This window comes from Bacillus sp. V59.32b (assembly GCF_003429085.1).
Lineage (GTDB): Bacteria > Bacillota > Bacilli > Bacillales > DSM-1321 > Peribacillus.
The window spans coordinates 57,636-76,640 of record NZ_QVTC01000034.1; the positions used below are offsets into that span (position 1 = coordinate 57,636).

At 41.1% G+C, this 19,005-nt stretch carries 16 protein-coding genes; 3 read left to right on the forward strand and 13 right to left on the reverse strand.

From position 1 onward, the window contains the following. Positions 1 to 51: 51 nt before the first annotated feature. The 4 genes from D0463_RS09240 to D0463_RS09255 form a co-directional block, all read right to left on the reverse strand. Positions 52 to 1,068: a glycoside hydrolase family 15 protein gene (locus D0463_RS09240; RefSeq protein ID WP_117307113.1), complete on the reverse strand. Its 1,017-nt coding sequence runs from the start codon at positions 1,066 to 1,068 to the stop codon at positions 52 to 54. Positions 1,069 to 1,289: 221 nt separating this feature from the next. Continuing rightward, the gene (locus tag D0463_RS09245; RefSeq protein ID WP_117307114.1) at positions 1,290 to 1,721 is read right to left on the reverse strand and encodes a GtrA family protein; all 432 of its coding nucleotides are present in this window, start codon (positions 1,719 to 1,721) and stop codon (positions 1,290 to 1,292) included. Continuing rightward, positions 1,675 to 2,712 (reverse strand): glycosyltransferase family 2 protein, encoded by a 1,038-nt coding sequence (locus tag D0463_RS09250; protein ID WP_117307115.1) that lies wholly within the window; start codon positions 2,710 to 2,712, stop codon positions 1,675 to 1,677. Before D0463_RS09250 ends, D0463_RS09245 begins: the two co-directional genes overlap by 47 nt. Before the next feature lie 20 nt (positions 2,713 to 2,732). Continuing rightward, positions 2,733 to 4,499: a DUF6044 family protein gene (locus D0463_RS09255; RefSeq protein ID WP_301950636.1), complete on the reverse strand. Its 1,767-nt coding sequence runs from the start codon at positions 4,497 to 4,499 to the stop codon at positions 2,733 to 2,735. Positions 4,500 to 4,720: 221 nt separating this feature from the next. Between D0463_RS09255 and galU the strand changes: the two genes are divergently transcribed. Further along, positions 4,721 to 5,602 carry a UTP--glucose-1-phosphate uridylyltransferase GalU gene (galU, locus tag D0463_RS09260; protein WP_117307116.1) on the forward strand — a complete coding sequence of 294 codons (882 nt, stop codon included), beginning with the start codon at positions 4,721 to 4,723 and terminating at the stop codon, positions 5,600 to 5,602. A 66-nt stretch (positions 5,603 to 5,668) separates the two neighbouring features. On the opposite strand, the gene D0463_RS09265 is transcribed toward galU, so the two are convergent. Next, positions 5,669 to 7,012 carry an MATE family efflux transporter gene (locus D0463_RS09265; RefSeq protein ID WP_117307117.1) on the reverse strand — a complete coding sequence of 448 codons (1,344 nt, stop codon included), beginning with the start codon at positions 7,010 to 7,012 and terminating at the stop codon, positions 5,669 to 5,671. Positions 7,013 to 7,357: 345 nt separating this feature from the next. On the opposite strand from D0463_RS09265, the gene D0463_RS09270 reads away from it, so the two are divergent. Further along, positions 7,358 to 8,572, forward strand: coding sequence for an MFS transporter (locus D0463_RS09270; protein ID WP_117307118.1), 1,215 nt, complete (start codon positions 7,358 to 7,360; stop codon positions 8,570 to 8,572). Between the two features lie 61 nt (positions 8,573 to 8,633). Here D0463_RS09270 and D0463_RS09275 read toward each other — a convergent pair whose 3' ends face one another. The 3 genes from D0463_RS09275 to D0463_RS09285 form a co-directional block, all read right to left on the reverse strand. Next, the gene (locus D0463_RS09275; protein ID WP_117307134.1) at positions 8,634 to 9,467 is read right to left on the reverse strand and encodes a deoxyribonuclease IV; all 834 of its coding nucleotides are present in this window, start codon (positions 9,465 to 9,467) and stop codon (positions 8,634 to 8,636) included. Between the two features lie 32 nt (positions 9,468 to 9,499). Then, positions 9,500 to 10,306, reverse strand: coding sequence for an Fpg/Nei family DNA glycosylase (locus D0463_RS09280; RefSeq protein WP_117307119.1), 807 nt, complete (start codon positions 10,304 to 10,306; stop codon positions 9,500 to 9,502). A gap of 78 nt (positions 10,307 to 10,384) precedes the next feature. Further along, complete coding sequence (locus tag D0463_RS09285) at positions 10,385 to 11,767, reverse strand: glycosyltransferase family 2 protein (protein ID WP_117307120.1); 1,383 nt, start codon at positions 11,765 to 11,767, stop codon at positions 10,385 to 10,387. 194 nt (positions 11,768 to 11,961) lie between these two features. Here D0463_RS09285 and D0463_RS09290 point away from each other — a divergent pair, with 194 nt between their 5' ends. Continuing rightward, on the forward strand, positions 11,962 to 13,782 hold the full coding sequence (locus D0463_RS09290) for an LTA synthase family protein (RefSeq protein WP_160118390.1): 1,821 nt from the start codon (positions 11,962 to 11,964) through the stop codon (positions 13,780 to 13,782). A 39-nt stretch (positions 13,783 to 13,821) separates the two neighbouring features. On the opposite strand, the gene opuFB is transcribed toward D0463_RS09290, so the two are convergent. The 5 genes from opuFB to D0463_RS09315 form a co-directional block, all read right to left on the reverse strand. Then, the gene (gene opuFB, locus D0463_RS09295; RefSeq protein WP_117307122.1) at positions 13,822 to 15,339 is read right to left on the reverse strand and encodes an osmoprotectant update ABC transporter permease/substrate-binding subunit OpuFB; all 1,518 of its coding nucleotides are present in this window, start codon (positions 15,337 to 15,339) and stop codon (positions 13,822 to 13,824) included. Further along, positions 15,332 to 16,300, reverse strand: coding sequence for an ABC transporter ATP-binding protein (locus D0463_RS09300; protein WP_117307123.1), 969 nt, complete (start codon positions 16,298 to 16,300; stop codon positions 15,332 to 15,334). Before D0463_RS09300 ends, opuFB begins: the two co-directional genes overlap by 8 nt. Before the next feature lie 141 nt (positions 16,301 to 16,441). Continuing rightward, entirely contained in the window at positions 16,442 to 16,849 is a 408-nt protein-coding gene (locus tag D0463_RS09305; RefSeq protein ID WP_117307124.1) for a cytosolic protein, read from the reverse strand. Positions 16,850 to 16,949: 100 nt separating this feature from the next. Beyond that, positions 16,950 to 17,708: an exodeoxyribonuclease III gene (locus D0463_RS09310; protein ID WP_117307125.1), complete on the reverse strand. Its 759-nt coding sequence runs from the start codon at positions 17,706 to 17,708 to the stop codon at positions 16,950 to 16,952. Positions 17,709 to 17,740: 32 nt separating this feature from the next. Next, positions 17,741 to 18,262, reverse strand: coding sequence for a mismatch-specific DNA-glycosylase (locus D0463_RS09315; RefSeq protein WP_117307126.1), 522 nt, complete (start codon positions 18,260 to 18,262; stop codon positions 17,741 to 17,743). Positions 18,263 to 19,005 lie beyond the last annotated feature (743 nt).

Here is a 19,005-nt window from a genome sequence, read left to right on the forward strand (position 1 = left end):
GAGACCACGCTTAATCTCCGCCTATAAGGCGAACCGATCAGCAAGTGTTCGTTATTCTATTTTATATTTCCGTTCGTCCTTTTCGTTTCCTTCAATAAACAGATACGATAACGCAACCGCCCATGCCAGCGGTGTGTTCTTATTAGGTGTGTTTGTACCGCCGATATATAATTCCGGTACCTCCCAGTTTTCGGGAACGATGCGCTTTGTTTTGCTGATATATTCCTGTACTTTATCCATCATTCCAAGTTCCTTATAACACATTCCCATCCATGGCAGCCCGAAGCACCATTCGGCTTCGCTTCCTTCATTATAATACACATCATTTTCATAACGGATACAGCCATGCTTTCTCTCCAGCCTGCTTGAGATATTATTCAGGATTAGCAGGGCCGTATTGCGATCAACAATTCTATAAGGGAATATTAACGACAGTAAAGCCAAATCCGTTTCTTTTGTCTCACTTTCGCGTGGAAGCATGAAACGGAGCGTCTCTTCGCCTTTGTGGATGCTATCGTCGTCAACGTCAACCAGCATTTTGACAGCATGCAGGCCAGCGACACATGCCCCGATACTTGAAGCATGAACCTCCATATTTTCTTCCCACATTCCATTATCCTTTGCCTGCCAATACTGTAAGCAATCTAGATATTGAACAAGCTTTTGAACAATTTGCAGATCTTTCTCATCCCTGATGACTTTCTTGCCGTGTCGGACTCCTTCTCCGACGCCCCATAGGAACCCTCCAATTGCATCATTTTGAGCATGGCCCCATTCCACATGAAGCTCTGTTAAATCCTTTGCGTAGCGTGAATGGATAAATTCATAAAGATGTTGGGGTTTCTTTTTTGTGTGAATATCGATTTTCCATTCGTAATTTCTGAATAAATCGAACAAGCTGTGATAAGCCTTTTCATACCTTTCACATGGCGAATGCAAAAACGGCAATACGGTATAGACTACGTCCCGGATCCAAACATAATTGTAATCTTGAGAAACACTGGCTGTATAAGCACCGTTAGGAAGCCTCATCGTGTCAAGAACAGAAATCGCTTTTTCTGCATTCATGAACGTCACTCCTTAAAGATTGGATTATTATTCTTATTTTTCTCAAAATTGGCATGTTCTAAACAAAAAAACGGAAATAACGACAAAAACATTTTTGAAGCGCTTACAATGTTTCGATTCTGTAAACACCTGCTGCTTGTATGTTACTATTTTATTCACGACTGCCTGTTTTGACATCATTATTCTCGTAATAAAGTAGTAATAACGGCCCTTTTTCTATTTTATTTCGAAAACTCCTTAAATACGATGTACTTCTGGCCGATGTAGTTTGTAATCGTGTAAATACAGCTCCCAAGAAACACGGCCAAATCTTGTTGTGAAACTGGAGTGATATGGATCCGTTCACTGACCCAGCTGCTCGTGCTGTACGAAGCAAAATAACAGGAGAGAATGACAGAAACAAACAATAGACCACCTTTTTTAATGGACACGTCGCTTTTGAATGTAAATGCTCTATTTAATAAAAAGCTGATTACAGCACCTGCCCCGTTCCCAATAAATGTGGAGAACCAATAGCTCACATGAAAAGTGTTCATGAGAATGAAAATAGCTGATAATCCTATACCTGTATTGATGATCCCTACCAGTAAAAAGCGGACAAAGGAATTAGTTCGTTTCAGGCAGGTCTCTAAAATCAAGGCTAAATGTGTCATCATCCGCTCTTTCTTTATTTTTTAAATGAAGCGACATCGGCAGTGAATAGGAATCCAAATCGATAATATATTTCGGGCGGCGTTTGGACTCTTTGTAGATTTTGCCGATATATTCTCCAATCAAGCCAATGGCAATTAACTGCAATCCTCCAATAAGCCAAATCGAGGTAATCAACGATGTCCAGCCGGTGGTCGTATTCCCAGAAAACTTTAGAATGAAAAAGTAACAGCCGAACAAAAAGCTGATTACAAAGGAAAGGATGCCAACGAACAAGACAAACCGGATTGGCGTTACGGAAAAGGAAGTAATGCCGTCGAACGCGAAGGCAAGCATTTTTTTCAAAGGATATTTGGTCTCCCCTGCCATTCGTTCCTTGCGATCATAGTGGACTTTTGCGGAGCTCAAGCCAATAAGCGGCACAATTCCGCGTAAAAACAAATTTACTTCTTCAAATCGTTCCAATTCCTGAACGGCTCTTTTACTCATTAACCGAAAGTCCGCGTGATTATAGATTAGGTCCACGCCTAATTTGTTCATGAATTTGTAAAAGCCTTCCGCTGTGCTTCGTTTAAAGAATGAATCGCTCTCACGTTTTCTCCGGACACCATACACAACGTCAAATCCTTCCCGGTACTTTTCAACAAACACCCCAATAACCGCGATGTCATCCTGCAGGTCCGCGTCAATGGAGACTACGCAGTCGGACACATTCTTTGCCGTGAACAGCCCGGCCAGGAGCGCGTTTTGATGCCCAGCGTTTCTTGAGAGCTTCAAACCGGTTACCCATTCATTTTTTAAACTTTCTTTATGGATGATCTGCCATGTACGGTCCTTGCTTCCATCATCAACGAATAAGATTTTACTTTTATCGGAAACAAGCTGACGGGCGGTCATGCTTGCTAACAGGTTTTGTAGCTGGCTAATCGTATCGGGCAGAACGTCCTCCTCATTAAAACAAGGTACTACAATCGTAAGAATTGGTTCAGACATACATGCAACCTCCTAGGTGTTTATGTAGCTTTATATAAGTAAATTTTCCATGCTGCTTGTTTGGAGGTGAAAACTTGTTCCAAATGAAGCTCGATGTCGCTTGCGTTCTCAATCGGAAGTGCTGAAAACAGATAGGATCCTCCAAGGTCTTTAAATGCCTGGGTGTTTACATCAAGGTGCTTTAATCGCTTTTTAGAATCTTTTCTAATCATGTAATGCTTGCCCAGTTCATCTGTAAACAGATAGCATCTCCCTCCCCATTCATCAAAATAAATCCGGAGAGTCTTATTTTTCGCCAATTCCTCTTCAATTATTTTGCGAAACTTGTATTTATAGCGTAACGGATAAAAATTATTGTACGTATCGAGCGTGTAAAACCCGTTATACTGGGCGATCGCCGGATGTATGCCAATGCTTGCGACCCGATAATCCTCTTTAGGTCTCCCGATATATTCCTCTATATCATCGAATAATTCTTCGGCATAAAATTCTCTCACGGTAGGCTTCTTTTGATAAATAATTTCATCATTAAACGCAAACAGGACAATAATTTGAGCGATGATGATGGCTGTGATCGATTGTTTATTTTTCGTGCAATTCCAAATAATTTTCAAGGCAAGCGCAAATCCAAGATATATGACTAGCGGTCTCAAAAAATGATATCTGGCAAAATTAAACGTATCCAAAAAATGAAATCTTTCCGTTAAAGGCAGCCAGCCTTTGTAAAACCAGAACGCATACCATGCGGAGAGGCAAAAGTTCAATCCTAACAAGAAGACAAACACGTTCTCTTTTCTCCATAATTTATGCTTGATCACCAAGTAAAGAGCAAATAGGATGATTGGAAGCATAATAAGACCATGCACCGTCATCACGTGTATATGCCCCAGCACAAAATTCTTAAAAGTCAGGCGAACGGATCTCCATAGCGGAAGCCTTGCGTGAAAATATTCATCCCGGCTATTTCCTTCTGTAGAAAAAAGAAAGGAATGAACGAGTCTGTATTCGACTAACATGTAGATGAACGTCATATAGGCTATCGAGCATATAAAACGGAAATTCCATCCCTTCCCTCTGATAACGTCGACAAGCCAAAATGCAGCCATTGCAGTCAGAAAAAAGAAAAAGCCGAGCACAAAACTTGAATACAACGGCAAAAGAGTGAGCACAAGGTAGTTTTTCCAGGAATGGTCGCCCTTTCTGATATGTAAGAAAGCCCAGAGAGCAAGCGGCATTCCCAGCGTACTTAACATGCCGGATGGCCAAAAAGGTGTGAGCGCGAATCCAAGAGCCGTCCCAACCCTGATCACGCCCCATTCATCCCGCTTGATAAAATGGCACTTCAACAGCAAATACATCCCGACGAAAGCAATAAACCGGGTAATTGCCTGGCTCAGCCCGTAAGCAGTCATTGTTGGGAACAAAGCATACAACCAGACAATTCCACTAAACTCTGTACCGAAAGCATTTCTCGGCAAGCCATTGATGATTTGCGGTATTTCCGCTGTCACCCCACCGAACAGCTGGCCGCTTTCGGTTAACACCTTATACCAGGCAATGTTAGAGTCTAAATTATCATGAACCCGAATATGTGCATTCTCTCCTAAAATAAACAATGGTCCCAAGTAGACAGCGATCAAAATCAATGCGCAGCCAATTAGCCTCCGCTCTTTATTAGCAGATAGGAAAGTATAAACTTTCTTATCTGCATAAGTGCGACTACGCCTCTGACTTCGCCTTTCAGGCTCGCCAATCGGCGAGTTTTCTTTATCTACTCTAAAAAACAATGATTACACCCCATAAAATAAATTCATGATGCTTATAATTTTTGCTATCGACCTGAAATATATTCCTTATCCTCTCCTAATTGACAAGTTTCAATCTTGGTTGAAATCTAAAACGGATTCATATCCCCCATCATGGTGGGCATAGGATAGAAAGATTCAGAAAGCATAAACCTAAGTAAGAAGAGTCTGAGTCGCTATTCTGTGGAAGGGGTTGGTTCAACATGATTAAAAAAGCAGTCATTCCCGCCGCGGGTTTGGGGACACGGTTTCTGCCGGCGACTAAGGCACAGCCGAAAGAAATGCTGCCCATTGTAGATAAGCCAACTATTCAATATATCATCGAAGAAGCGGTACAGTCTGGAATTGAAGACATTATCATTGTTACAGGAAGAAATAAACGGGCGATCGAGGATCATTTTGATAAGTCAATCGAACTTGAAGTCGCATTAATGAAGAATGGAAAAGAAGAAATGCTTGAGATGGTCGAGAATATATCAAATCTCGCCAATATTCATTATGTAAGGCAAAAAGAACCGCTTGGGCTCGGCCATGCGGTTCTTTGCGCAAAAAAATTCATCGGTGACGAAGCGTTTGCCGTTCTGCTCGGTGATGATATTGTCGATAATGATGACATACCTGCATTAAAACAAATGATTGACCAATATGATCTTACAGGTTCAAGCGTAATAGGCTGCCATGAAGTCCCCGCTCCAGATGTAGTTAGATACGGAATAATCGATTACTCCCTTAAAATGGATCGATTATACAAAGTGGAAGGTTTGGTCGAGAAGCCGACCGTCGAGAAAGCACCTTCTGCACTGGCTATCATTGGAAGGTATATTTTAACCCCGCGCATTTTTTCAATATTAGAAACCGTCCAACCTGATAAGCACGGGGAAATCCAGCTAACCGAAGCTCTGGATCAATTACTAATAAGTGAACCCATTTATGCCTACCTTATTAAAGGTTCCCGATATGATGTGGGAGACAAATTCGGATTTTTACAGGCTACCATCGACTTTGCCCTTAAAAGGCCTGAATTAAAGGAGAAACTAGAAGCATATATGAAAGCAACTTTACATCATTTGTATTCTGGTCAATAACCCGGGAAAGGAAATTTAAATAACACTTAAAAAAGCTAGGATTTCAATCTAAGCTTTTTTAAAGTGTTATGTTTCACTTTTAACAAACAGCTCATGTTTATTCCACTTCCCGAATTTATAGTAGAGATAAGCAAAAACACTGCTGATCATGAAGCTTGTTCCCATCCCATACGCTATACCCTTCTCGCCAATGAGATCGGAAAATAAAAAGGTCAACGGATAACGTAGAACCCAAAACGAAATGATGTTAAGGACGAGCACTTGAAACATCGCACCTGAAGCGCGGACAATTCCGTTCAAGATGAAGTTGATGCCGAGAAATGGATAAAAGAAGGCGATAATTTTCAAATAATCTGACCCGAACTGCAAGGCATCTTCTTGCCGGATAAATAAACTGATTCCGAATTCAGCGAATAAGAAAATTAAAATCGCAAGAAAAAGCATAATAACCAAGTTGTAAACAACACCATATTGAGCTATCTTGTGTACACGAGACCATTGATTCGCACCTATATTCTGACCCGCCATGCTAGTTACCGCCGTACCGAGAGCCGTTGCAGGCAGCATAATCAGACTATCTATCCTTTGGGCCGCACCGAACCCGGCGACTACGTCTTCCCCATAAGTGTTTACTACGCTCATTAAGGCCATAACCCCCGCAGAAATAACGGTCATCTGTAATCCGGAAGGTATGCCCATTTTTAAGATAAGAGTCACTTCTTCCCTTTTAGGGGCAGTAGGCCAGCTGAACGGCACCAGTTTCCTGCGGAGGACGGTATATAGCCCAATCAGGAAGGCAATGCCTTGGGATATGATTGTGGCATAGGCCGCTCCTTCAATCCCGAGACCTAAACCAGAGATGAAAATAGGATCCAGAACCGCATTTAAAATAACCGCAATCACTACAAATGTTAAAGGGCTTTTGCTGTCTCCGAGGGCTCGCAATACCGTGCTGATAAAATTATAGCCAAATAGGAACAAAAAACCGATGAAGTTTATTCGAAGATAAGCGGTTGCATCTTTAACCATAACGGCTGGTGTATCCAGACTTATCAAAATGCTTTCAGCAAACAAATACCCTATCACACCTAGAGCAGCAGCCAACAATGTCAAGATCACGACGAAGGCATTTAAATATTTTTTTAAACCTTCTTCGTCATTGCCTCCCTTCTGTTGAGACAGAATCGTTAGCGTGGCGTTATTGATTCCAATTATGAAAGAAAGAACCGTAAAAATAACCGTTCCTGAAACGGCAACCGCCCCTAAAGCAGTAGTTCCAAGAAGATTTCCGACCCATAAGCTATCGATAAATTGATACGACACCTGCAGAAGGTTTGTAAACATAATCGGAGTTGAAAATATAAACATCTGCTTCATGATATTTCCTTGAGTGAAATCCTGTTGGGACATCGCAAGCTCCTTTTCCACTTCATCATTGAAATTTAGCTATTTTAGTTATTAGCTTGTGTTAAATGATGGTTGATACATATTATTTTTGGTTTATTCGTTTGAAACCACGGTTTCAAAATGATCCAAAAATTTAACATAGCTTAATTATTAAGTTATTTCTTAAAAACTTCTACTATTCTGCTTTCATGCATTTTCAAACATTAGTAAAATACATATTGCTGTTCGCTCATTTAATGTAGTAAGATTGGTTGATGTGAACTGGAAAGATTAATAGCCTCTAATTATTGCAGAGGGTACTTTTTAAATAAATTCATAGGTACGTTTTCGATGAAAGAGGGGAAAAGTATGTCATCACTTAAAGAGAATCGGACGTCATTAGTCCTTTTAATGGTCAATATGTTCATTGCGATGGTCGGAATTGGCTTGATTATCCCGGTTTTACCGGTGTTCCTAAAAGAATTCGGTGTCGGCGGTCAGGCAATGGGCTATCTTGTCGCGGTTTTTGCGTTAACCCAATTTATTTTTTCTCCCATCGCCGGGGAAATTTCAGATAAATATGGGAGAAAGATCCCTCTCATTGTCGGTTTATTTGGTTTTGCTTTGTCTCAGCTCATTTTTGCCGTGGGAACCGAGATTTGGATGTTGTATGTTTCCCGGCTTCTTGGAGGAATTGGCGCAGCATTCATGATACCGCCGATGATGGCTTACGTTGCGGATATTACAACAAAAGAAGAACGCGGGAAAGGAATGGGCCTGCTCGGTGCCTCTATGTCGCTCGGTTTTGTTATCGGACCCGGAATTGGCGGGTTTCTTGCTGAAATCGGGATAAGGGTACCGTTTTATACCTCAACTGTTATTGCAGCAATTGCAACCGTTTTGTCATTGCTATTGTTGCCTGAAACACTTTCTGTTGAAGCAAGGCAACAAGCTCGTTCCGATAAACGTAAAAAAGAAAGCATGATCAGACAATTGCAAAAATCTTTCAGGGCGCCTTACTTCATGCTTCTTGTTCTTGTGTTTACAATGACCTTCGGCTTGTCGAACTTTGAAGCGATTTTCGGACTCTATGTTGATGAAAAATTCGGATTTACACCTAAGGATATTTCGATCATCATTACGATTGGCGCCTTGATCGGAGTGTTCATTCAATCGGTTATCGTTGATAAAATGCTGACTCGCTTCGGCGAAAAAAAGGTGATGTACTGGACGTTCCTGATTTCAGCAGCATCGATGATTGTGCTGTTAGCGGCCGTTAACTTTTGGACCATCCTGGCAATCACAGTTGTGTTCTTTACGGCCACCTCTCTGGTGCGGCCGGCACTGAATACATTACTGTCAAAAATGGCTGGAAATGAACAAGGCTTTGTGGCCGGGATGAATAATATGTACATGAGCATCGGCAATATGATTGGACCTGCTCTGGCAGGAATCCTGTTTGACGTTAATATCAATTTCCCTTATATCTTGGGGGCCTTCATTCTTTTGATAAGCTTCACGCTCGTTCTATCCTGGAAAGGCGGCCGCTCTGTTACGGCAACACCTGGAACGGTTGGAGAATAAGATATAAGCGGACTCCGGACTTTGATTCCGGGGTCTATTTTTTTTGAGGAGACGTTCATCTCTATCCCCAAGTATGTTGTAATTGTTCAATTTCATCTTTATGAGTAATCCCTTCCTTAGAAGGCGTTTCCAGGATAAAAGGAACCTCTTTTAGAACCGGTGAGTTTATAAGTTCCTCAAATTGTTTTTTCTTTATATGTCCGCCTTTGAAGATATTCGCGTGACGGTCTTTACCAAGGCCGGACTGGAATTTCGAGTTATTGAAATGTATCGCGTATAACTCCTTAAAATACGATAACTCCTGCCCTTTAACGGCTAGAGCCTCCCAATTATCACCATCCCAAAGCCCGCTTGCGAAGGCATGACAAGTGTCCAAACAAAATCCGATTTTTAGGGGATTCTCACATAGGTTCCTCACCTGCACGAGTTCTTCAAAAGTCGTTCCGATGCTGCCAGGCTTTCCGGCGTTGTTTTCAAGCAGTATTTTGCAAACCCCTTCCCATTTCGATGTAACATCGTTCAGCACCTCAATCATCAATTGATAGCTCGCCAATGGATCGTGGCTGCTGATTTGACTTCCGAAGTGGACAACGATCCCTACAGATCCACAAGCTTCAGCAATCTCCAAGTCATTAATCAACGATTCGATAACGGCCTCTCTTTTATCATGCGATGGAGTAAGGCTTGTCGGGTAAGGAGTATGCGCGATAGATGTCAGGCTGTGTTGCTGACAATATTCTCTACAAGACGCTGCATCGATCTTATCAAACTTTTTAACTGTAAGACTTCTTGGGTTTTTAGGAAAATATTGAAAGGCAGACGCATTCAGTGCTGCTGTATGTTTAGCCGCTCCCAAATATCCCTCTCTTATGCTCACATGGCAACCGAATTTCATAAAATCCCTTCCGTTTCTTCTGTTGCTTCCGTTTAGGATTGACATCCTGAACAATAAAACGTCTTTCGGGAAGAAATAATCTCTTTAATAATGGCAGCCCCGCATCTTACACACATTTCACCTTGCCGATCATACACCTTGCATAACGAATCATATCCCCCAGTTAACGTGTCGCCTTGAAAAAAAGGTTCCATATACCCGCCATGCTTTAAAGCATCCTGCAGGACAAATCGTATCGATTGATAAAGCTGTGTGACGTCGTGCTGATTCAGCTCATTTATTTCGCGCATCGGTAAGATTCTTGCGTGAAAACAAATTTCGTCGCTATAACAGTTGCCAATGCCTGATATGAACTGTTGATCCACTAACTTCGACTTTAAACGCCCCCGTTTCCTTTCCATTAATTTAAGGAATGCATCCACTGTAAAATCCTGCCCTATAGGTTCAGGACCCAAATCAGATAATTCTTTCTCTAGTCCGGTTCTATCATAGAGATGTAAATATCCAAGGCGCAGACCGATAAAGTAAAGATTTTGCTCACCAAATGAAAATTGAATTTGAATCGTCCGGTCGGGCTTTTCCTCATCCGTTCCATAAAACATCCTGCCGCCGAGCATTAAGTGCAATAGGAGGATATAGCCGTTTTCAAGGTGAAACAATAGCTGTTTCGCCCTTCTTTCCACCGTAACAACCTTTTGCCGGGAAACATTTTTAATAAACTCCTCTGGCTCCACATTTACTGATTTTGCACGATTAATCTGTACATCCATAATCATTTGTCCTGCTATGTTTTGATTGAGCAATATTCTATAGTTTTCCATTTCGGGAAGCTCTGGCATGCCGTCTACCTCCTTTGCAAACATGAAAAAATCCTAAGGGGTTTCCTTGGTTACCTTTGCGGAAGGCCGATTGTAATTCTATTTAACTGGCTCCCGTCCAAATAAAATATCTTCTGGCTCACTGGCTACTTCCAGTTCCTCGATGGATACAGCGCGTGTATGCTTCGTATGGTTCCATTCTCTCTGGTTTTTCTTAAAGAAACCAAGGATTGTGACAGGGATCCAGGAAAGTCCGAATAGATACGAAATGACAAACCAATGCAGCTTTTTTCCTTTGTTTTCAAGAATCATGGCTATGATTGGAAGGGAGACATAGCAAATAATGAAGAACGCATAGACCCATGCATTGAGTAAAATGGAACGGTCAATCACATCCCCCAGGAACCCATCTATCTTATAAACGCCTGTATAAGATAACAGCGTGAAGATGAGGAGTATTCCTGCAAGAATGGATCGTGAAGGCATGATAAGGTAAATAGCCGAGTCGATCAGCATAAACTTTTTTTGTTTGATTCCTGCTTTGATTAAAGGAAGTGTGTATCTTGTCATACAATCGAAATGCCCTTGCATCCAGCGAATGCGCTGCTTGAACGATTGTACGAACCCAAGCGGTTTTTCATCGTACAATTTCGCATCATGTGCCCAGGCAACTCTCTTCCCGGTTTTTAAAATATAGCGTTGTGTAAACTCTAAATCCTCTGTTAAGGAAGTGGCTCCCCAGCCGATATCCTTTAACACTTTTGTCGAGACGGTCACCCCGGTCCCGCCTAATTGCGCGGTTAACCCTAACTGCTCACGTACTAATTGATAAATTCTGTTTGTGGACCAATAAGCAAATGAATAGGATTTAGTGACCCATGTATCATCCGGATTTTTAGAATCAAGATAGCCTTGTACCACTTCATGACCGTCCATCAGTTTTGAATTTACGACTTTAAGAAAATCCCTGCTGACGAGGTTATCGGCATCAAACATGACGACCGCATCATAGGCATGGCCTTTTTCTTCAATCTCCCAAAGCTTTTCGAACATCCATTCCAGTCCAAAGCCTTTTCCCTTCTTCTTAGGATCGTTCCGTTCCATGGCTGTGGTTCCTGTTTTCCTGACTTCATCTGCGGTACCGTCGTTACAGTTATCGCAAATTACATAAACATCGTACAGTTCTTTCGGATAATCCAGATTCTTTAAGTTTTCGCAAATTTGTCCGATCACTTCTTCTTCATTATGCGCTGCGACTAGAACAGCAAACTTGTTTGTTGGGTCTAGAATTTTCGTTTTCTTAAATTTTCGTAAACCTGAATAACTCATCACGGTTTGATACCCTACAAAAAACAATGCTACCCCTTGCACGGCTAACAAAAAAATGTAAATACCAAGCTCTGTTCCCTCTTTCCAGCCTTGCGTGAATACTCCGTATCCAAAAGCAGTGGCCAGTGAAATGATCATAATGATCCTGAACATGAAATCCACCTCTGTTCTTTCTTAAAACATATTGCCTTGCCATGAACATCCTATTCTGTTTTTTAGCAGCTTACATTGATCTTCTGTATTACTATTGCCTGTTATCCTGGCACGAATACCTGCGAATAAAATTGGTATTGCATCAATGGATATTTGGAATAATAGTATTCAAAGCGGATGGCAGGTGGTTGAGTTTGTCGAAGTATTTCCCCTTTTTAGCTGTTACTACTATTTTCTCATTGGCGGTAAAATCGCTATATGTTAAATATTCCATTATGGAACAAATCAATATTGCCGGTTTTCTTACGGAGATTTCTTTTTTAACATTACCTATTTTGATGATAAGCTTTTTAAAGGGCAGGGTTTCTATCCTATTTTTATTCCTGCTTAATGCTATCGTTTCCATTCTGTCCATGACCGCCATTATGTATTTTGATTATTACCATGCCATTTTTACATATCAATCGCTTCGTGAGATGAACCAGGTTTTCACGATTAGGGATAGCGTCTTTGCGCTTTTTAGAATCGAATATTTGCTGCTTTTCATCGATTTGATTGCTTTTGTTTTGTGGAAGGACCTGAAACGCCGCATCGATACGTCAAATTTGAATGTCAGTAAAAAGCTTGCCTGTTTTATTGCAGTTCCTGCTGCTCTATTTATTGCACTCGGAATCATGAATGCTTCGAATACATTAAGCGAAGTGAACAAATATGATACATTAGGGCTTGTCGGCTATCAGTTTGTATCGGCTGCTTCTGATTTAAATGCTAAATGGCGCGACGATAAAATCATTAATGCTGAAACGCTTCAAAAAAGAAAGGTAAGCCCGACGATTAATGACATCCGGTTTCATGCAGCGGGAAAAGATAAAAACGTCATCATCGTACAATTGGAATCTGTGCAAAACTTCTTAGTGGACCTGAAAATAGGCGATTGCGAAGTAACACCTAACCTTAATTCGTTTTTACGAGAAGCACAGTATTTCCCGAATTTTTATACCCAGGTCGGAAAAGGAAATACTTCGGATGCCGAATTCATTACCAATACTTCCATTAATGCGCTTGGGGAGACCTCGATGTCCGCAGCAATCAAATGGAAAAAGGTACCAAGTCTGCCAAGGATGCTGAAACACTCGGGCTATCACACTGCCACTTTCCATGCAAATGATGTCAAGTTCTGGAGCAGGGATGCTCTTTATCGATCCCTCGGGTTTGATGAGTTTTATGACAAAAAATATTTTGGTTCAGATGATCTTATTTCCTATGGGGTTTCAGACGAGTTGTTATATAAAAAGTCGATCCGAAAATTATCTAACTATAAACAGGCAGGAAAGAAGTTTTATGCACATATCATTGCGTTGTCGAGCCATTTTCCATACGAGCTTCCAGAAAGCAAAAAACGATTGACCATTGATTTGCCTGGCAAATATAAAGACTCCGCTGTCGGCTCCTATATCAAGTCCGTCAGTTATGCGGATTATGCTTTTGGTACATTTGTGGAGAGTTTAAAAAAAGCAGGATTATATGAAGATTCCTTAATAGCTGTCTATGGAGATCATCAAGGACTTCAAACGGAGAATGAAAAAGATCGTAAACTAGTCGAGGAACTGTTGCAAAAACCATACCACCCAGTGCTTGATCATCTGAATGTACCGTTGATTGTGAAAATTCCCTCTGAAGCTGATGGGAAAATCGTTAAAACGGTTGGCGGTTTAGTTGATATTTATCCGACCATCGCAAATATCCTAGGATTGAACCTTAAAGATGAAGTGGTATTTGGCACAGACTTGCTAAACAGTAAGGATAATCTGATTGGTATCCGTTTCTATGCGCCTACGGGTACATATATCAATCAGTATTATGCTTTCTCCCCCGGTAAAACGAAGGATACCGGTCAAAAAACTCTGCTTGCTAACAGATCGGTATCACCTGCTCATACGAAATCGATTAACGAATTAGAACAAATTCTCGATCTTCTTAAATTATCGGATGACTATGTCAGGTCCTTAAAATAAGAAGAGAGGAACCCTGAAGGCCCTCTCTTTACGAAATATCTAGTTAAGAAGTCCTTCGGTTTTCAAAAATTCTCTGGCGACATCTCCGGCCTTCTTTCCTCCCGCATTCACCTGGTAATTCATTTCACGCATTTGATCGTCAGTAATTTTTCCTGCGAGTTTGTTCAATGTTTCTCCTATTTCAGGATATTTATCGAGTGTTTCCTTTCTTAACAATGGCGCTCCTTGATATGGAGGAAATAACCCTTTATCATCTTCTAGAACGGTAAGTTTATATTGCCTTAATTCACTGTCCGTAGAATAGGCATCCACAAGATTGATATCGCCGGTTTTGATTGCGCCATATCGGAGTTTAGGTTCCATCGTCTTTACGTTTGCGAATTGAATTCCATAAAGCTTTCGGATGCCCCGGTATCCATCTTCCCTGTCGGAAAATTCCAGCGTAAAGCCGGCATTTATTTGTTGCTGGACATTTTTTAAATCTGATATGTTTTCTATTTTGTATCTGTCAGCTGTTGATTTTGGTACTGCGAGCGCATACGTATTGTTAAAGTCCATTGGCTGCAGCAACTCAAGATCAAACTGATCGGACATCCCTTTCCTCGCTTGATTATATACTTGTTCTCTATCTGTACTATTAGCTGTTTCCTTCAAAAACTCGGAAATCGCAGTTCCTGTGAATTCCGGATAGATATCAATATCGCCCGATCTCAAGGCATTGAATACGAATGAGGTTTTCCCCAGGCCAGGCTCGAGCTCCACGTTTAAATCAGTTTCTTCCTCGATGAGAAGCTTATACATATTAATTAAAATTTCCGGTTCTGCGCCGAGCTTGCCGGCAATCACAATATCTTTCTTTTCTTCTCCCATTACATTTGGCAACACAATGGCAAGCAATGCGACCATGACAGTTATGCTTAATGTAATGAGTGATTTTTTAAAGGAGATTCGTTCAAATTGACGGAGCAGAAAGTCGAAAAGGATCGCCAAAAGTGCGGCAGGTATAGCACCAAGAACAATAAGTGAGGTGTTATTCCGGTCAATTCCGAGCAGGATTAGATCCCCCAATCCGCCTGCTCCAATGAGCGCGGCTAATGTTGCAGTCCCGACAATCAGCACCATGGCTGTCCTTATCCCCGCCATAATAACAGGCAAAGCCAGTGGCAGTTCTACCTTCGTTAGCAGTTTTCGGCGGTTCATCCCCATTGCCCTGCCTGCTTCTATGAGCGAAGAGTCCACTTCATTAATCCCAGTATAGGTATTTCTCAAAATTGGCAGCAAAGCATAAATAACTAAAGCAATAATGGCTGGAACTGTACCAATGCCGAAAAGCGGGATGAGCAGTCCAAGAAGAGCCAAGGACGGGATTGTCTGCAATACCGCCGTAACACCAATAATTCCTTCGGCTACTTTTTTATACCTTGTTAAGTAAATGCCTAGCGGAATCGCAATTAAAATCGCGAAAAAGAGTGCAATAAAAGAAATCTGAATATGCTCTAAGAGTGCACTTATAAGTTCATCCTGTCTTTCTGCAAATACCTTCGAGAAATTATTCATGTCCTTTCCCTCTTTCTCCCCATCTCTCGGCCATAAACTGAATGACCAACTGCCTGTTAACCATGCCGATGATATCTCCGTCTTGTTCCACTGCGATATTCTCGTGTTCAGCGAGAAGCTCCAAGGCCACTTTTAATGATGAAGTTACAGGAATCGTAACAGAGGGATTGTTCATAGCTTCCTCTGAAGTTATTCGGCGCATTGCTTTTTCAATGGTTATTTCTTCAGTTGGGATCGTCTTTTCGATTCCGATAAAATCTCTTACAAAATGGCTGGCAGGATTTTCAAGAATCTCTTTTGGTGTACCGACCTGAACGATTTCGCCTGCTTGCATGACACAAATACGATCGCCTAGCTTTAAGGCCTCCTGAATGTCATGCGTGACAAACACAATGGTTTTCTGAATGCTTTTTTGCAATTCCAGCATCTCATCCTGAAGTTTTTCACGGCTTATCGGATCGAGAGCACTAAATGGCTCATCCATAAGGATAATTTGCGGATCTGCCGCTAGGGCTCTAATGACACCGATGCGCTGTTGTTGTCCTCCTGAAAGCTCCTTGGGTTTTCTGCTCCTGTATTTTTCAGGTTCCAGATTTACCATTTTCATGAGTTCGTCCACCCGTTCCTCGACCTGCTCTTTTTTCCACTTCTTTAATTCAGGCACGATCGAGATGTTTTCTTCAATCGTCAAATGGGGGAATAGCGCAATCTGCTGAAGGACATATCCGATGTTCCATCTGAGTTCATGGATATCATACTCACTGATTTTTTTACCATCAATTAATATCGTTCCTGACGATAACGCTATCAAACGGTTGATCATCTTTAACATCGTCGTTTTCCCGCATCCGCTTGGTCCGATGATGACCAAGAATTCCCCTTTTCTTATATCCAAGCTTAAGGAATTTACCGCTTTTGTACCGTCAGGGTATAACTTTGAAACATTATCAAAAGTAATCATTTCTTGTCCCCTTACATGTTCTGTTCTGTATAATCCTTAGAAAATCATTAAAACATTTTTCTGCCATTTTTGCTAATCATTCATTAAAGCAATAAAAAATGCCCCTGCTTTTACAAAGGGGCATGGATATTGGATGTTAGATTACACGTCCAAGTGTTTTCCTTCTTCAACAATATGGTGCAGTAGATGGGCAAGGTGATGAAGTGGTCCGTACTCCTCTTCCTCTTCTCCCTCTTCTTCATCATTTTCCTCGTGAAAATAGGCATCCTGCATGAAGAGGGCCATAAACTCATAAAAATCCTTCATCTCGAAAGAGTAGCACCCACTTGGTTCTTCACTATCCTCTTCATAGTGCAGGGTAAGGTATGATAGATCACTGTCTTCATCTTCAGCATCGAAAAAAATAAAAAATCCAAAGTTGGTATCTAATTCGAATAAACGTCTTGTTCCGCCAGTTGTTGACTTTCGAAATTCTTCTTGGTTTAATTTCTGAACCTGCATCGTGTCCACATTATCTTCCTGATGAAAGCTGACTATGAATGAGTTCATGATTAACCTCCTGTTTTGTAATGAATGGATAAGCTTATTATGACCAATTGCGTCAAAAATATGGCTAGTACTATCCATTATATATCCTATTTTCCCAAGATTAATCAAGATCGATATCAAGAACGACCGGACAATGGTCACTGCCCATGATATGAGAATCAATTTGTGCGTCTTTGATAGATGAAGCTAATCGTTTCGATACAACGAAATAATCAATGCGCCACCCTATATTTCTTTCTCGTACCTTGCTCATGTAAGACCACCAGGTGTATGCGCCTTCTTGTTCGGGATATAAATATCTGAATGTATCAACAAACCCGGTGTTCAGTAATGATGTCATTTTTCCGCGTTCTTCCGCCGTAAAACCCGAGTTCATTCTGTTTGATTTTGGGTTCTTTAAATCTATCTCATTGTGAGCGACATTCAAATCGCCGCAAAGGATTAGGGGTTTACTAGAATCCAATTCTTTCAGATAGGATTTAATTTGGTCTTCCCACGTCAATCTGTACCCTAACCTCGATAGATCCCTTTTGGAATTTGGAGTATAAACAGTAACCATAAAGAAATCCTCAAATTCGAGGGTTATGATCCTGCCTTCCTCATCTTTTTCAGCGGCCCCGAACCCGTAGCTCACTGATAGAGGTTCTTTTTTTGTGAATATTGCAGTGCCGGAATATCCTTTCCGCTCTGCATAATTCCAAAATTGATAATAGCCATCGAGCTCCAGATTAATTTGCCCTGCCTGCAGTTTGGATTCCTGAATGCAGAATATATCAGCATTCACTTCATTGAAATAATCGATAAATCCTTTACCTACGCAAGCTCTAATACCGTTAACATTCCATGATACAAGTTTCATATAGTTAAATTCTGCTCCTTGATTTTTATTTGCTAGATACCTGTTTTAAGTGAAGAAACCAACCTGGGCAGTTCACTATAAATTTTTATAACATCTTCTATCTTCATCCGCACCAAACCGCTTGAAGAAGGAGCAACAAAATCAACCGTTCCCGGAATGACAGACTGTTCCTGGACTCCCCAGGGAAGTTCTTTGATTCCGCTATATTGTTGATACACCCCTTTTCCGACGAAACAAACGATTCTCGGTTTAAATGTACTGATCTTCCTTCTAAGTTCCGTTCTTCCCTCTCTATATTCATCCTTCGTTATTTCATCGGCAGCTTTGGTGGGTCTCGAAACGATATTCGTAAAGCCGAAACCTAGCTCCAGTAGCTGATCGTCTTCTTCTGGCTTGTACTTTCTTTCAGTAAGCCTCGATTCATGCAAAATCCTCCAAAACCGGTTGTTGGGGTTCGCGTAATTGTGCCCGGTCTCACCTGAGCGGATACTTGGATTAAAACCGACAAATAAAATGTCTAAATCATCTTTAATACGGTCATTGATCGGATTCATGTACCTTTCTCCTTTATAATCGATCATATCTTCGGATAATCGATCATATATTCCGGTCATCGCTCATATATTCTGATAATCGATCATATATTCCGGTCATCGATCATATATTTGGGTAATCGATCATATATTCCGGCCATCGCTCATATATACTGATAATCGATCATATATTCCGACCATCGCTCATATATTTGGATAATCGATCATTTCTTCGGATCATCGCTCATATATTTGGATCATCGCTCATATATTTGATAATCGATCATTTCTTCGGATCATCGATCATATATTTGGATAATCGATCATATCTTCGGATCATCGCTCATATATTTGGGTAATCGATCATATATTCCGGCCATCACTTATATCTTCGGCTCATCGCTCATATATTCCGGCCATCACTTATATCTTCGGCTCATCGCTCATATATTCCGGCCATCGCTCATATCTTCGGATCATCGATCATATATTTGGATAATCGATCATATCTTCGGCTCATCGCTCATATATTTGGGTAATCGATCATATATTCCGGCCATCGCTCATATCTTCGGATCATCGCTCATATATTTGAATAATCGATCATATATTCCGGCCATCGCTCATATATTTGGGTAATCGATCATATATTCCGGCCATCGATCATATCTTCGGATCATCGATCATATCTTCGGATCATCGATCATATCTTCGGATCATCGCTCATATATTTGGATAATCGATCATATCTTCGGATCATCGCT